Genomic DNA, 15952 nt, shown 5'->3' on the forward strand with positions numbered 1-15952 from the left:
TGAACTTTTGAACAAATAGCCCTGGTTGTTTCGGGCCGACCTTTGTGTCCATAAAACGAATAGGTTATGTGGACAACAGCAAACATACCCGATCTGACGGGTAAAACGGCGATCGTTACCGGAGGCAATACCGGAGTGGGTTATGAAACGGTGAAAGCATTGTACAAGGCCGGCGCCACGGTCATCGTGGCGGCGCGGGACTACGGAAAAGCACAGGCTGCCATCGATGCGATCCAGGCGGCCGGACCAGGGCGTGGGCAAATGAGCGTGGGCCTGTTGAACCTGGCCAATCTTACCAGCATCGGGACCTTTGCGGATGCTGTCAAAACCGATTACAATTCCCTCGATATCCTCGTCAACAACGCAGGCGTGATGATCCCTCCAGCCTCCACCACCGACGATGGCTACGAACTGCAATTTGGGGTCAATTTCCTGGGACATTTTGCCCTGACGGGACATTTGCTGCCGCTGTTGCAACAGGCCGCTCATGCCCGCGTAGTGACCGTCAGCAGCGGTGCGGCCATCCGGGTAGATGGCATCGACTTCGACAACCTGCGGCTGGAGAAACCCTACGATGCCTGGCGCGAGTATGCCGTGAGCAAACTGGCCGATATCCTCTTTACCCGAGAACTCGACAGAAAAGCGTCCGGTATCCTGTCTGTAGCCGCCCACCCGGGTGTTACCAGAACAGACCTGCAACGTCATATACCCGCCGAAGAACTGGCAGGATTGTTTGCCCGGTTCGATACGGTGATGGAACCCTGGCAGGGTGCTTTGCCGCAACTGTACACCGCTACGGCGCCTGGTATTGCAGGTGGGGCTTTTTATGGCCCGGATGGCGACCAGGAGTTTTCCGGTTACCCCGCCTTATCCCATTACAACACGCCCGCTATGCAGGATGAGCAACTGGCAGCCCGCCTGTGGGACTATGCCACCGAAGTCACCGGCATCCATTTTTCATTCTAAATCCATTCTATAGCATGAACAATCAAACCGTACTCGTAACCGGTGGAACTGGCTTTGTAGGTATTCATATCCTCTTGCAATTATTACAGCAGGGATATACCGTTAAGACGACTTTGCGCTCCCTGTCGCGGAAAACAGAGATCGAAAAGGCGTTGCAGGAAGCCGGCCTTTCTTCCTTCGAACGGCTTTCTTACTACGAGGCAGACCTGAACGCAGACGAGGGCTGGGCAGCTGCGGTGGCGGGTTGCGATTATGTATTGCATGTCGCTTCGCCTTTTCCGACTGGTCAGCCTGCCGATGAAAATGAACTGATTCTGCCTGCCCGTGACGGTGCCTTGCGGGTGCTGCAAGCTGCCCGGGATGCCGGCGTGAAGCGTGTGGTGCTGACATCTTCATTTGCCGCTATTGGTTACAGCACGCCTCCGCAGGATCACGTCTATACCGAACGGGATTGGACGGACCCTGCCATCCCGCTGCCGGCCTATATCAAATCAAAGACGGTAGCTGAAATCGCAGCCTGGGATTTTATCGCCAATGAGGGTGGTGCGCTGGAACTGTCGGTAGTCAATCCCGTGGGAATCTTTGGGCCTGCTATTGGCGGCATTACTTCTTCTTCTATCGATGTGGTGGTGAAAGGGATCATTAATGGTACCACCAATGTCAGCCCCGACTTTACCCTGGGCGTGGTAGATGTGCGTGACGTGGCCGATATACACCTGAAGGCCATGGTGCTTCCTGCTGCTGCGGGACAACGTTTCCTCGCTACCGCCGAAGGTGCCCTGAGTTTTTACGATGTGGCACAATTGATCCGGCAGGAGCGGCCCCACCGTGCTGCTCATATAGCAGCGATGAACCCCACCGATAAAGCGTTTTATATTACGCTCTCCAATGAGAAGGCGCGTAACGTATTGGGTTGGCAACCCCGCTCCAAAGAGGAAGCGCTGCTGGCCAGTGTCGATACGGTGTAATGGTGTAAATTTGGTGTGGTGTAAAACAAAGCAAGGTGAAATTCAACAATATTCATTCCTGTCAGTTGGGCCCTGAAATATCGCCGGAGCATTTTATTCCGGAACATTTCTTCCTGTACCTGCTCGCCGGATCGATGGTGGCCTATGATGGTCGCAAGGAATACACGCTGCAACCCGGTGATTTTGCCATCGCCCGCAAGAACTATCCCATACGGTATACGAAATACAAAGACGGGGATGTGTTTGAGAAGATCATCATCACGTTGGATGAACCTTTTCTGCAACGGTTCCTGGAAAGGCATCCTTATGTGGTGCACCCGGTGCAAAACGAAGAAGCCTTTTTGTTTATTGAAGACAAGGGACGCATCCATCCTTTCATTCAATCGCTGGAGCCGTATTACAATGGGGGTGAGCAAATCGAGGAAACATTTGTAGATGTAAAACGGGAGGAGTTGCTGCTGATCCTCTTGTCGCAACAACCCGGACTGGCGGATATTTTGTTCAATTTCACCATCCCGGAAAAGATCGACCTGGAGGATTATATGAACCGGAATTTCCGGTTCAACCTGAGTCTCGAGCGGTTTGCCCTGATGACGGGGAGAAGCCTGTCGTCTTTCAAACGGGATTTTCAGAAAACCTTTGGCAGTACGCCAGGACATTGGCTAACGCAAAAGCGGCTGGAGGAAGCGTATTTCTTGCTGCACACGGAAAAGCGCAAGCCCAATGACGTATACGCGGAAGTTGGATTTGAGGACCTGTCGCATTTCTCCTTCGCTTTTAAGAAGCGATTTGGGAAAACGCCGGCGGAAGTGCGCAGGCTGGCGGCGTAGGGCAGCTGTCTTGTAAACGGGAAACGATACGGCTCGGGCAGGGTAGGTATACTGACAACCCATTGGCAGACATACAGCGACCCTGCAGGATACCATAAGCGGACGGCTCTATATGTGCTCTATAGGTTTGAATAAATTGGGCAGCCCTTTCGAGGCTGCCCAATTATTTACAGGATGTCGTTATTTCCAACCACCGCCGAGTGCGCGGTAAATATTCACGACTGCGTTCATCTGTTGTTTCTGCGTTTCAAGCAATTCGAATTTAGATTCGAGTGCGTCGCGCTGTGTCAGCAACACCTCCATATAATCGGCGCGCGCTGATTTGAACAGGTCGCCGGAGATACTGATCGATTGGGTCAGCGCTTCCACCTGTTGTGCTTTCAGCGCATAACTCTTTTCCAGGTTGCCGATATTGCTCAACTGGTTGGCCACCTCGATATAGGCGTTGAGGATCGTACGCTCATACTGGTAAATGGCCTGGGTTTGTTTGGCATTCGCATTGGAATAGCCCGCCTTGATCGCATTTCTGTTGACGAGCGGCGCCATCAGGTCGCCGGCCAGCGAGTATAACAACGACTCGGGCGTCTTGAACAAGAGGCCCGGACTAAAGGCATTGTAGCCCAGTGAAGCCGACAGGCCAATGGAAGGCAGGAATTGCGCCCTGGCTACCTGTACATCGAGTTTGCTGGCGGTCAATTCCAATTCTGCCTGCCTGATATCTGGCCGGTTGACCAGCAGCTGAGAAGGCAAGCCAGCATGCACCGGTGTCAGCATATCCTTGTTGAAAGCCTGCGCATCGCGCTGGATCGGTTGGGGAAACCGGGCCAGCAGGAAGTTGATCCTGTTTTCGGTTTCCGTGATCTGTTGCTGGATGCCAAACTGGAGGCTTTTGGTGTTCAGTACTTCCGCCTCGAATTTTCGTACAGCCAGTTCCGTGGCACGGGCTGCTTCTTTCTGTGCCTTTACAATTTCCAGGGCGTTCTGCTGGATGGCGATATTCTGTTTTACGATCGCCAGCTGGTTGTCGAGTGCCAGCAGCTCGTAATACGAATTGGCGATCTCTGCGATCAGGTTGGTGATCACGAAATTCCGGCCTTCTACCGTAGCGAGGTACCTGTTGACGGATGCTTTGGTGGCGTTGCGCAGCTTGTGCCACACGTCGAGCTCCCAGGTGGCGTAAGCGCCAATCAGAAAATCGGGCAGTGGCTCCGGCATTTCTTTGCCGGGTTTGATCTCGGTCGTGGCATCGCCGGCACCCTGGCTGGTGTAGCGGCCTACCTTGTCGATACCAGCGCCTGCTTTCACGCCTACAAAGGGCAGGTATTCCCCTTTACGGGCCTGGATCTCGTTACGGGTGATCTTGATCTCCTGCAGGGTGATGTTGAGCTCCTGGTTATTCTTGATCGCTGTATCGATCAGCGCCCGCAGGTGGGGATCGGTAAAGAAGGTATTCCAGGCCACCGAACCGGAGTTGGTGGAATCCTGACTGCCGGCATAACTGTCAGGTGTCTTGTTGTTGGCTTCCCGGTTTGTGAGCACGGGAATTTTACAAGCCGGGTAAAGGAGGGCGATACAAGCGATCGCCCCCAGTGTTTTGACTATCGTGTGCTTACACATTGTGATCGATTTCTTCTGTTAATGGATTCTCATCTTCACCCCGGATGAGCTTGCGTTTGGCGGCGAGGCTGCCGAATATGTAATACAATCCGGGAATGAGGATGACCCCGAAAATGGTACCCAGCAACATACCTCCGGCAGAAGCCGCGCCAATGGTGTGGTTGCCGATCGCGCCCGGACCTGTCGCAAACAACAGCGGTATCAGACCGGCAATGAAGGCCAGGGAGGTCATCAGGATCGGGCGGAAACGCACGCGGGCTCCCTCGATAGCTGCCTGCAACACGGTAGCGCCTGCGCGGTGTTGCTGCACGGCAAACTCTACGATCAGTACCGCATTTTTACCCAACAGTCCCACGAGCATCACCAACCCCACCTGCGCGTAGATATCGTTGGCCAGCCCCATGACCTTAACCAGGGCAAAGGCGCCAAATACACCAGCAGGCAGTGACAGGATCACGACCAACGGCAGGATGAAGCTTTCGTATTGCGCGGCGAGGATGAGGTACACAAAGGCCAGTACGATAATGAAGATGTAGACGGCCTCGTTGCCACGTTCGTTTTCATCTTTGGAAAGACCTTCCCAATCGATGTCGTAGCCGCGGGGCAGTATTTGTGCGGCGACTTCCTGGATGGCCTTGGTGGCTTCTCCACTGCTGAAGCCGGCAGCGGGTTCCCCGCGAATGGCGGATGAGGTGTACATATTGTACCGGGTGATCTCATTGAGGCCATGTGTTTTCTTCACCGACATGAAGGCCGAGTACGGCACCATCTCATCGCGGTTGTTCTTCACATACAGTTTCATGAGGTCATCGGGCAGGGCGCGGTATTCGGGCGATGCCTGTACATATACTTTCAGCGCAGTACCAAAGCGAATAAAGCCCAGCTCGTAGGTACTACCGATGAGGATCGACAGGTTGTCCATTGCCTTACCGATGGAAACCCCTTTTTGCATGGCTGCCTTGTTGTCTATCTCTAGCTCAAACTGCGGATAGTTGGCACTAAAGAAGGTAAACAGACCGGTGAGCTCTTTGCGTTTTTCCAGGGCGGCCATGAACTCGTCGTTCACTTTCTCGAGATCGCGGTAGTCGTCGCTGTTGGTCTTATCGAGCAGGCGCAAGGCAAAGCCACCAGCGGCGCCATAACCCGGTACGGCGGGCGGACCAAAGAACTCGATGGTAGCACCTGGTATCTCTTTCGCTTTTTCTTCCAGTTCTTCGATGACCTGCGTCACCGACTGCTTGCGTTCGTCCCAGGGTTTCAGGTTGATCAAACAGGTGCCGGCGTTGGATCCACGGCCTTCCGTCAATACTTCATAACCTGCCAGGGCAGATACGGATTGGATACCCTCGATCTTTTCAGCGATCTCCTGTACGTGACGGGATACATCGTTGGTTCTTTCCAGGGTAGAGCCCGGCGGTGTTTGTATGATGGCATAGATCATGCCCTGGTCTTCGCTGGGGATGAAGCCGGATGGCAGTACGCGGCTGATGCCGAAGATGCCGAACGCAAAGGCAGCCAGCATACCAAAGGTGATGAGACGGCGGTTGACGATGACTTTCAGCAGGCTGGTATACCGACCGGTGAGCTTTTCGAAGAGCCGGTTGAAACCATCGATCAAACGGTTGATCGGCGACTTCTTACGCGGCTTGCCGTGGTTATTCTTGAGGATGATGGCACAAAGCACCGGTGTGAGCGTCAGGGCTACCACACCCGACAACACGATGGCCGTTGCCATGGTGATCGAGAACTGGCGGTAGAAGATCCCCACCGGGCCCGACATAAATGCCACCGGGATAAATACCGCTGCCATAACGAAGGTGATGGCGATGATGGCCCCTGCGATCTCGTGTACCACTTTTACGGTTGCCTGGTAAGGCGAGAGGTGTTCTTCTTCCATCTTGGCATGCACGGCTTCGATCACCACGATCGCATTATCCACCACGATACCGATGGCCAGTACGAGGGCAAACAGCGTGATGAGGTTGATCGTGAGCCCAAATAGCTGCATGAAGAAGAAGGCACCCACCAGCGATACGGGTACCGCCAGGGTAGGGATGAGGGTAGAGCGCCAGTCGCCGAGGAACAGGAATACCACGATGGCTACCAGGATAAACGCTTCAGTGAGGGTATGTATCACCTTTTCGATCGAGGCGTCGAGGAAGCTCGATACGTCGTAACTGATCTCGTAATCCATTCCGGGGGGGAACTGACCCACTTTGATCTCCTGCAGTTTGGCCTTGATGCGCTTGATCACATCGCTGGCATTACTGCCATAGGTTTGTTTCAGCACGATCGCCGCGGAAGGGTGTCCGTTGAGGTTGGAGTAGATATCATAGAATTCGCTGCCAAACTCCACATCGGCCACGTCTTTGAGGTAGAGGATCTCGCCTTCGGGATTGGCGCGGATGATCACATCCTGGTATTGCTCGGGTTTGTTGTAACGTCCTTTGTAGGTGAGTACGTATTCCAGGGCCTGGGAGCGTTTGCCGTCGCTTCGTCCAAGTCGGCCGGGCGATCCGATAATGCTTTGTGAACCCAATGCTTCCATCACTTCTTCGGTGGATACGTTGTAGGCCCGCATGCGGTCGGGTTTGAGCCAGATACGCATGGCGTATTGCCGGCTACCGAGGATCTGGGCGCTACCGATGCCTTTTACCCGGCGCAGCTCCTGCAGGATGTTGATGCTGGCATAGTTGTACAGGAAGTTTTCGTCGGCCTTGGTATCGGTACTGTATACGTTCACATACATCAGCATGTTTGGCTGCAGTACACTTACGGTGATACCTTCCCGCTGCACGAGCTCTGGCAGACGGCTCGTTACCTGCTCGATGCGGTTCTTCACGTTGACCACGGCAACGTTCGGATCGGTCTCGAGGTCGAATACCACCTGGATATTCGCTTCACCGGCACTCACCGCATCGGACGTGATGTATTTCATGCCAGGTACGCCGTTTACCGCTTTTTCCATCGGGATGAGTACGGATTGTACCAGTACATCGGCGCTGGCACCGGGGTAGGCCACACTGACGATTACCCGCGGTGGCGCAATGGAAGGAAACTGCGACGTTGGCAGTGTGTTGATGGCCAGTATCCCCATGAAGATGATCACGAGTGAGATCACGATCGCGAAGACCGGCCGCTTCATAAATATATTAAACATGAACTTGCTTTTTGGGGTACAGAATTATTCGGTCGGTAACTTCAGGTGCGCGATCACCTGTTGGGGTGCTTCAAAATCATAAGCGATCTTATCGTTGTTCTTCACCTTGCGCAGGCCTTCGAGCAGGATCTTATCACCTTCGGCAATGCCTTCGCTGACGACAAACAGGTCGGGCATTTCTGCCCCTACTGTAATGGGCTTCAGGGTTACCACATTGTTCTTGTCGACGATATAGACATAACGTTTGTCCATAATTTCCATCGTTGCTTTCTGGGGGATGATCAACGCATTTTTCAGCGATACCTCCATCAGGATATTACCGGTTTCTCCATGGCGCAGGCGGCGTTCGGGATTGGGGAAGGTGGCCCGGAAAGCGATGTTGCCGGTTTCGTTGTTGAACTCGCTTTCGATGGTTTCTACCACGCCGGGGTGATTGAATTTTTCTTTGTTGGCCATGAGCAGGTTCACGGTCTTTCTTTCAGACGAACCACTATGGGCGGTATAGTTGAGGTATTCTGGTTCCGATACATTGAAGTACACCCACATCTGACTGTTGTCTGACAGGCTGGTGAGCAATTCTCCTTCTTCTACCAGGCTACCCAGTTTCATATCGAGGCGGTTGATCAGTCCATCGAAGGGGGCCCTGATCTCGGTAAAGGCCAGGTGTGCTTTCGCCAGTTCGAGTTCTGCTTTGGCGCGGTTGTATTTGGCCCTGGCCATGGCCAGTTCGTTCTTGGAAACGATATTCTTATCGGTCAGCGACTCGGTGTTCTGCACCTCGATCTGTGTAACGTCCACTTCGGCCTGGGCTTTTTGCAGTTCTGCTTCGTACAGGGTAGGCATGATCTTATACAGCAGCTGGCCTTTTTTGACGGCCTGGCCTTCGTCTACATAGATGGCCTGCAGATACCCTTTTTCCTGTGCCCGCAATTCGATATTGCGGATGGAACGGATCTGACACACGTATTCATTGATGATCGTGGTGTCCATTTTCAGCGGGCTGGTGACCAGCAATTTGGTGGTCTCTTCTTTTTCGTGGTGTTCAGACTTACAGCTTGTGTAGCCAATGGTGGCACACAAACCCATGAGCAGGAGTGTACTTTTCATAAATGATTTATGGGTGATGATTGGAGGATTGGTCGCTTGTTATGGGTGGGTGACGGCAAAAACGGGCTTTACCCCTGTGCTATGGCACAGGCAGCAAGCAATGGTTGGTATATGGCAAAGGTGGTGGTAAAGCTTATGGGGGTGCCGCAGGATCAGATCCTGAATACGCAATGAAAGATATTCTTATAGTTGGGTGGTGCCGCTTGTTGCTGTTCGGGCGGCAGGTGATGATCGGTGGTAGCGGTGCATAGACCGGAGGTGAAATAGGCGCTGGTGCGGGTGTGATGAGGGCTGGTGTTGTTTTGCTTTTTGGCCGTTTCTTCGTCTTCCTCTTCTTCCGCTTCGACCGGCGCTTCTGCATCGAACGGGGTACTGCTGTCTAGTGGGTCCTGTTGCCGGAGGCTGGTTTTTTGTTCTACCTGCCGGGTGAAAGCGGTGTATTGGTCAACACCCCGTGGCATGATGACCCGAACACGGTTGTGGTGGCCGGGATTCGAAGTCGGTCGCAGAAAGAAGTAACTCTGCAACAGGAGGAGTGACACCATCAATACGAATCGGAACAAAACCTTCATCTGCCGGCAAATGTAGTCGGTAGTCAATGGGTTGCCTTTTTGAAGGGTGTCGTTAACAAATGAATAACCAGGCAAGCTTTACTCGATAAATAAAAGGCCTTCCCGCCTAAATCTTTGCCATTAGTAGCTGCTGAGAATGATATTAAAATTGGATTAATGTGAGGGTGGCCCATTGTACGCTGCGGTGAAAATGATGGTGTAAATGCTGCGGTCCATGGTTATATTTACCTCCAAACTACTTAGAACAACCCATTTCATGAGACTACTTGCCACCCTTTTGCTGCTGTTATCGATTGCCCGCCTGCCAGCCCAGGATTCTACCTGGCACACACCCACCCGGATAGAAGGAATCGCCGTCCGGGATAGCTCCCATATCTTTTACCGCCTGCCGCTGTCGCTCAAAGACTCGGTGCGGCCGGTCGTCTGGAACCTGTCGCTGCAAACGGCTGGTGAATTCATTCATTTCAGAACCTCCGCACGCTCTTTTGAAGTGCGGTATGGCGTGGCGAATAAAACGATGGGCATGCCGCATATGCCGTCTACCGGTGTTAGTGGCCTCGATCTGTATATCAAAGACAAGGACGGGCAATGGAACTGGATGCCGCCGCGCTATCGTTTCGGTGATACCTGTGTGTATACCTATAATAACATCGGCATAGCGCCCGGCGCCCTGGTTGATTTTTACCTGTTTTTACCGTTGTACAATACCGTGCAGTGGCTGTCGGTCGGGGCACGCACATCGGAATCGTTTAGCTGGGTGCCGGAGCTGCGGGGAAAACCTATTGTAGCGTATGGTACTTCTATCATGCAGGGGGCGGTTACTTCCCGCCCCGGGCTCACCTGGACCAATGTGCTCAGTCGTCAACTGGATCGCCTGATCATCAACCTGGGATTCTCGGGTAATGGCCGGTACGAAAAGCCTCTTTTCGATCATATGGCCAAGGTCGATGCGGCTTTGTATATCCTGGACTGTATGCCCAACCTGACGGCCGAAGTATTGAGTCAGCCAGACTCTGTGGAAAAGCGCATACGGTATGGCGTTCAGACCTTGCGGGCTGCGCATCCCAACACACCGATCCTGTTTACTGAGTATCCCAACGGCGATATTCCTTATTACACCGATACCGCCTTGCTGCGTCCACGTCATGCGGCCAACGCCTTCCTGGTAAAGCTTTTCAAGACTTTGCAACAGGAAGGTGTTCAGCAGCTCTATTTGCTGACGGAGAAAGAGATCGGGTTTGATATCAATAGTCTGACCGAAATGACGCATCCCAACGATATCGGCATGCAGCAATACGCGGTCGCCTACGAAAAAAAGGTGCGGGAGATACTGCGTGAGCCGAAAGCGACGGGCACTGCCCGGCAGCCCGTGTCGCAATACCGGGATGGGTTCGATTGGGAACTGCGCCATGCCCAGATCATCGAGCGCATCCAACAAACCAATCCTTCCACTTTGCTGATCGGTAATTCCATCATCAACTTTTGGGGTGGTGAACCGAGGTCTACGAAAATGCCGCCTGTGGCAGATAGTGCCTGGCTCCGTTACATGGAGCCGCTGCGCGTACAGAATGCGGGCTTCGGGTATGACCGTATCGAGAACGTGTTGTGGCGGGTATACCATGGCTTGCTGGACGATTTCCGGGGCCAGCAGATCGTCGTGATGATCGGTACCAATAACCTCTCTGTCAATACCGATGAAGAGATCGTGCAGGGGCTTTCCTTTCTGTTGCAACAGATCGCTGTACGCAAACCGGGTGTTAAACTAACGATGGTCGGCATACTGCCCAGGAAGGGGAAGGAACCGCGCGTGCGGTTGCTCAATCAACAGATCAAACGTATGGCGACGTTGCAGCAGGTACGGTTTGTGGATCTGTCTGCTTCTTTCCTGCTTGGCCAAACGATCAACGCATCGCTTTTTCAACCCGATGGGCTGCATCCGAACAGTAAGGGGTACGAGGTGTTGGGGAAGGGGCTTAGCGGATTGATCGGGCGGTAAGTTGTATGGCTAACCCACTGAAGTTAATGCCAGGAGGCTGTCGCTGGTCGAGACAGCCTCCTGGCGTTATGCGTATAGTAAGTGTATCATTTATTGGGCAGAGTCTACCGGAGCGATGGTGAATACCAGTTCCACCGGTTGCTGCGGTACCAGGTATTGCGGCAGTTGCATCGGGCCGCAACTACCATTGCCCAGTCCCATTTGCCGGTAGTCGAGGCATACAACGGTTTCGGGCCTTGGTTTCAGCGCGTAGCGATGGACTGCATTGCCCAGGTCCTGGTCTGTAAAATGCAGGGCACTGAACTGTAAGGGGCCTTGTGCCGTGATGCGGATACCATTGCCTCCTCCGGGTGTGGTCAGTTGTAACCAGCGAACATCTTCGCGATTGCCCATGCTTTGGGGCTTCTCATACTGCTCTGCCATCTCCGAAACGGTTCGATTGTACAGGCCAATGAAGGCCGATTCTTTCCGGTCGATATAGTTTTCGTGTGGGCCACGCCCATACCAGGTTACGTTTTCCAGTCCGCCCGATAAGGACATGCGTAATCCGAGACGGGGAATGAACAGGCGTGTTTCATCTGGCTTCAGTAATGCCTGCACCTTGATATGTCCGTTGGGATAGATGCTGTAATTCACCTGTACATCCGTGCCAAAACCGCTGCCCGTGTGTGCACGCATGGTGAGGTAGACCCCTATGTAGTCAGGGTATGCTGTGGCATGTAGATTTTGCACTTCGTAACCGGGATTGTCAAACCCGTATGCACGTGTATCATAAGGTTGTCCCCAATCGCTGGTATGGTCATTGTCGAGCATGGCACGATACAAATTAAACACCAGGCCATTTTGCAGGCCGTCAATGTATTGGTAGGTTCCATACTTCAGTTGCGATAGCCGGCCGGTGCCTTTGTGGAAACGTGCTTCGAATTGCTGTCCCTTCACCACGATCTCCTGGGTGTTGTTTTCCAGCGTTGGTGTGGGGAAACTGCCGGCATTACCGGCTGTTAATGCCGGAACTGCTATCATCACTGCCAGTTGCTCCTGCGCTACTACATGACCTTTGGGTGCCCAGGAGGCAGTTTGCCGTAAGCGTGCTTCGAGGGTGAGGAAATATTCTGCACCAGGTTTGCCTGCCGGTTGTCTGAATGGAACAGTGATGGTGCTGTCGAAGTTGGGACGGATGGAAAGGGCGGGCAGTACGCCACGCTGTACCGCTACACCGTTTTCCAACAGTTTCCAGGTAACCTCAAATTGATCGAGGTGGGTAAAGTCGTACCGGTTGCTGATCCGGACTTTGCCGGTCAACACACCAGCATCGGCAAACTTGATGTATTGATACACTTTCTTCACTTCCAGCAAGGCTGGTTTTACCTGCCGGTCGGAGGTGACCAGACCTTTGATGCTGAAAGTACCGTCATTGGGTTTATCGCCCAACTGACCACCGTAGGCGTAGTAGGTTTTACCACTGTTGTCGCCTGGTACTGGTGCGGTGATGCCCTGGTCGACCCACTCCCAGATACAACCGCCGATCAGTCGTTGGTGGCTTTCAATAGCATCCCAGTACTCTTTCAGGTTACCTACGGAATTGCCCATGGCATGGGCGTACTCGCACATGAAATAAGGTTTTTCCGAAGCTGCCTTACCCCGTTCTATGATAAAGTTGACGGAGGGGTACATATTGGATTCGATATCCCCCACGCTATTCATGCCCTCATAATGTATAGGCCGCGAAAGGTCGAGCTGTCGTACAGCTGCCCGGGCAGCTACGAAGTTGTCGCCACCACCGGCTTCGTTGCCCAATGACCAGATGATCACAGAGGGGTGGTTCTTATCCCGTTGTACCAGGCGTACGGTACGGTCGATGATCGCGGGCTGCCAGGAAGGGTATGTAGCGATCCGCTGATGACCATGCGTTTCGTGGTTGGCTTCGTCGATGACGTATAAACCATAGGCATCGCACAGGGTTAGCCAGACTGGATCGTTGGGGTAGTGGCAAGTGCGCACGGTATTGACATTGTGCTGCTTCATCAACAGGATATCCTGGATCATGCTTTCAATAGTTACTGCTTTGCCTAGTACTGGGTGAATCTCGTGTCTGTTAACGCCTTTCAGTAGGATGGGTTCGCCGTTTACGAGCAATTGGCTATTGACGATCTCTACTTTCCGGAAGCCGAAGGGCGTGGTGATGGTTTCGAGTGTTTGGCCCTTGGCATCCTTCAGGGTCAAGGCCACGGTGTATTGTACCGGTTGTTCGGCTGACCAGAGCACGGGGTGATCGACCGTTCCTGTGATGGCATAGCTGGTTGCTGCGCCTGGTTTCAACGGTGCGATCGAGATAGGACCGTATTTGCCTGCTACTGTTCCATCCGGACGCAGTAGCAAGGCCTCTACGGTAGCGACGCCATTTGTTTTTTGCTGGCTGTTGACGATGTCGGTGTTGATCGACAGCTGGGCACTGGTCAATGTTTTATTGAAGTCGGCTTTGATGAAGAAGTCACGGATGTGCAGCTTAGGAGTGGCAAAGAGGAATACGTTCCGGTGAATGCCACTGAAGCGCGTCATGTCCTGGTCTTCGAGGTAACTGCCATCGCTGTATTTGTATACTTGAACAGCTATAGTATTGTTGCCAGGACGTACATACCGGGTGATGTTGAATTCGGCTGGGCTGAAGCTGTTTTCACTATAGCCTACTTTTTTCCCGTTTACCCACACATATAGGGCGCTGATGACACCTTCAAAATGCACGAACACTTCTTTATCACCCCAATCAGCCGGAATGGTAAAGCTTCGCCGGTAGGAGCCGACAGGATTGGGCTCTTTGGCGGCCGTCCAGTCTGCCGGTACCCGGCCCATTACTTTGGGCGGATTGTTGTTGAAGGGGTAAGTGATGTTGGTGTAGATTGGCGTACCATATCCTTGCATTTCCATATTGGACGGAACGGAGATGGTCGACCACTTGCTATCGTTAAAATCTTTGCGATAAAAATCGATGGGCCTTTCGGCGGGCTGCTTCACCCAATTGAACTTCCAGGTCCCGTTCAGCAACTGGCACCAGGGCGACCGGAACCTGTTGGTATCCGGCGCCTGTGCCTGTTGCATCGTAGGATAGGGAATATAAGTAGCGTGTGCTGGTTCTTTGTTGATGGCAAATACCGCTTCATTTTCCCAGTCTTCAGGTTTGGTGTTGGAGGGGCGGGGCAGTTTAACTTTCACGGATTCAATCTGCCAGAGCTGGGCAGCATCAGTGGTATCACCAGGCGCCTGAAACAACACGGTTCTGTCGTTCCTGCGCCGGGTAGATAGATATTGCCCGCTGGCTGCGTTGTAGATCCTGTATCCTGTATCGGCGGGTTGCACATACCATTGCTGGTTCTTATTCGCCGGTTCACTATCCCAGAGAATGACCGGATTGCCTTCCTGTCTTTTCCGGTTGCCATTATCGATACTTTTTGAGGCACCGGCCATACTGATGTTGTAAGCGCCATTATCCAGCAAATGCAGGCGCCATGCTTGTAGCGGCTGTGGCTTGCCCAACGGGACTGCTACGATGGGGGCATTGTTGTCGCTGTTGTCTGATACATCGGCTGTCAGCTGCCGGGCTGAAACAAGCCGGTAATGCTTGCTGGCGACAAACGATTGCGCGCTTACGGGCGCTTGGCCGGTGAGAAAAAATACGATCACGGCGGGTACGGACTTCCAAAACCTGGACTTCATAGCTTTACTACTTTGCGGGAATTGTTTATGGATGAATTAGAATGCTTTCAATTCTGCAAGATGCGTGAATTCGGTATTGCCGTAATTAGACAGGACCATGATACGCACATATCTCGCTTGCTGGAAGCTGGGTAAAAAGAACTTCTGGGTGGTATTGTTATTCTGCAATTGCAAGGTGCCCAGGGCCAGCCAGTCGGTCGCATTGGTACTTACCTCCACCAATACCACATTGGGTTTACCATTGTTGGTGGATTGGCGGCCTGTAAACGACAGGCCACGCAACATTTTTGAGCTACCCATATCGACGGCTATCCAATGTGGGGGAGGTGGGTATCCGCCATTCCATTTGGTATGCCAGAAAGTGGCCGCGTTGTTGTCGATCGCGTGTATACCTAAACCTCCATTGCTTTTTTCTTCCGGTTCTTCCGACGATACGCCCAGAATCGACCAATTGCTGCGGTCAAATTCGGGGAAGTCGGCAAAATCCAACGATCCTTTTACGATAAAATAAGCGGTGCGTAGGGATTCGCTGACGGGTACCTGGCTTTTGGTCGGGGTGACCGTCACGGCAATAATGTATTCTTTGAACAAATCCAACCCTTTGGTAGGATTGATCGCGAGCACCAGCGGTGCGGTCGACAGGGTGCCTTTGGTCAGAACGGCAGTGGATTGCTTCAATTGGTACGCTGAGGCGGGTAACAGGGGGTAGCTGGTACCATTGTTTTTGTTGTAGGCTTCCGCGCGTTGTTGGTCTACGGTAAACTGCAGTTCGATGTCTTCGGGGGCTGTACCGTATCCGCCAAAGGTAGCCCCATACGTGATCGTATAGGTTGAGTCTACCATCTTCAGCGTGGTGATATTGGGGTTTCTGGCTGCAGCGGCGATATAGATGCGGTTGAAGGAGTCGGTCAGCTCTTCCCGGGGAATGGCGACCTTTTTGCATCCGGAGATGCCTGCGCCAGTTGCCAGGATGGCTGCCAGCCACGTCATGGATCTGTATGTTGTGTTCATGGTGTTTTGATAAA

Annotated in this window: 10 protein-coding genes; 4 read left to right on the forward strand and 6 right to left on the reverse strand. The window is 53.0% G+C overall.

What is annotated here, in order from left to right:
* Positions 1-66 precede the first annotated feature (66 nt).
* From P2W70_RS11690 to P2W70_RS11700, 3 genes are read left to right on the forward strand one after another with little or no spacing between them, the layout of a single operon-like run.
* On the forward strand, positions 67-966 hold the full coding sequence (locus P2W70_RS11690) for an oxidoreductase (RefSeq protein WP_276481641.1): 900 nt from the start codon (positions 67-69) through the stop codon (positions 964-966).
* A gap of 14 nt (positions 967-980) precedes the next feature.
* Complete coding sequence (locus P2W70_RS11695) at positions 981-1934, forward strand: SDR family oxidoreductase (protein ID WP_276481642.1); 954 nt, start codon at positions 981-983, stop codon at positions 1932-1934.
* A gap of 35 nt (positions 1935-1969) precedes the next feature.
* Positions 1970-2764: a helix-turn-helix domain-containing protein gene (locus tag P2W70_RS11700; RefSeq protein ID WP_276481643.1), complete on the forward strand. Its 795-nt coding sequence runs from the start codon at positions 1970-1972 to the stop codon at positions 2762-2764.
* Positions 2765-2944: 180 nt separating this feature from the next.
* Here the strand turns inward: P2W70_RS11700 and P2W70_RS11705 are convergent, their stop codons facing one another.
* The 4 genes from P2W70_RS11705 to P2W70_RS11720 form a co-directional block, all read right to left on the reverse strand.
* On the reverse strand, positions 2945-4381 hold the full coding sequence (locus P2W70_RS11705; RefSeq protein ID WP_276481644.1) for a TolC family protein: 1437 nt from the start codon (positions 4379-4381) through the stop codon (positions 2945-2947).
* Positions 4374-7541: an efflux RND transporter permease subunit gene (locus P2W70_RS11710; RefSeq protein ID WP_276481645.1), complete on the reverse strand. Its 3168-nt coding sequence runs from the start codon at positions 7539-7541 to the stop codon at positions 4374-4376. Before P2W70_RS11710 ends, P2W70_RS11705 begins: the two co-directional genes overlap by 8 nt.
* Before the next feature lie 24 nt (positions 7542-7565).
* Positions 7566-8648: an efflux RND transporter periplasmic adaptor subunit gene (locus P2W70_RS11715; protein WP_276481646.1), complete on the reverse strand. Its 1083-nt coding sequence runs from the start codon at positions 8646-8648 to the stop codon at positions 7566-7568.
* A gap of 152 nt (positions 8649-8800) precedes the next feature.
* On the reverse strand, positions 8801-9220 hold the full coding sequence (locus tag P2W70_RS11720; RefSeq protein WP_276481647.1) for a hypothetical protein: 420 nt from the start codon (positions 9218-9220) through the stop codon (positions 8801-8803).
* Positions 9221-9476: 256 nt separating this feature from the next.
* Here P2W70_RS11720 and P2W70_RS11725 point away from each other — a divergent pair, with 256 nt between their 5' ends.
* Positions 9477-11216 (forward strand): SGNH/GDSL hydrolase family protein, encoded by a 1740-nt coding sequence (locus tag P2W70_RS11725; protein ID WP_276481648.1) that lies wholly within the window; start codon positions 9477-9479, stop codon positions 11214-11216.
* A 90-nt stretch (positions 11217-11306) separates the two neighbouring features.
* On the opposite strand, the gene lacZ is transcribed toward P2W70_RS11725, so the two are convergent.
* Positions 11307-14927: a beta-galactosidase, LacZ type gene (gene lacZ, locus P2W70_RS11730; RefSeq protein ID WP_276481649.1), complete on the reverse strand. Its 3621-nt coding sequence runs from the start codon at positions 14925-14927 to the stop codon at positions 11307-11309.
* Positions 14928-14963: 36 nt separating this feature from the next.
* Positions 14964-15938, reverse strand: coding sequence for a discoidin domain-containing protein (locus P2W70_RS11735; RefSeq protein WP_276481650.1), 975 nt, complete (start codon positions 15936-15938; stop codon positions 14964-14966).
* Positions 15939-15952: the final 14 nt, after the last annotated feature.

The sequence above is a fragment of the Paraflavitalea pollutisoli genome (assembly GCF_029360705.1).
Taxonomy (GTDB): Bacteria; Bacteroidota; Bacteroidia; order Chitinophagales; family Chitinophagaceae; genus Paraflavitalea; species Paraflavitalea pollutisoli.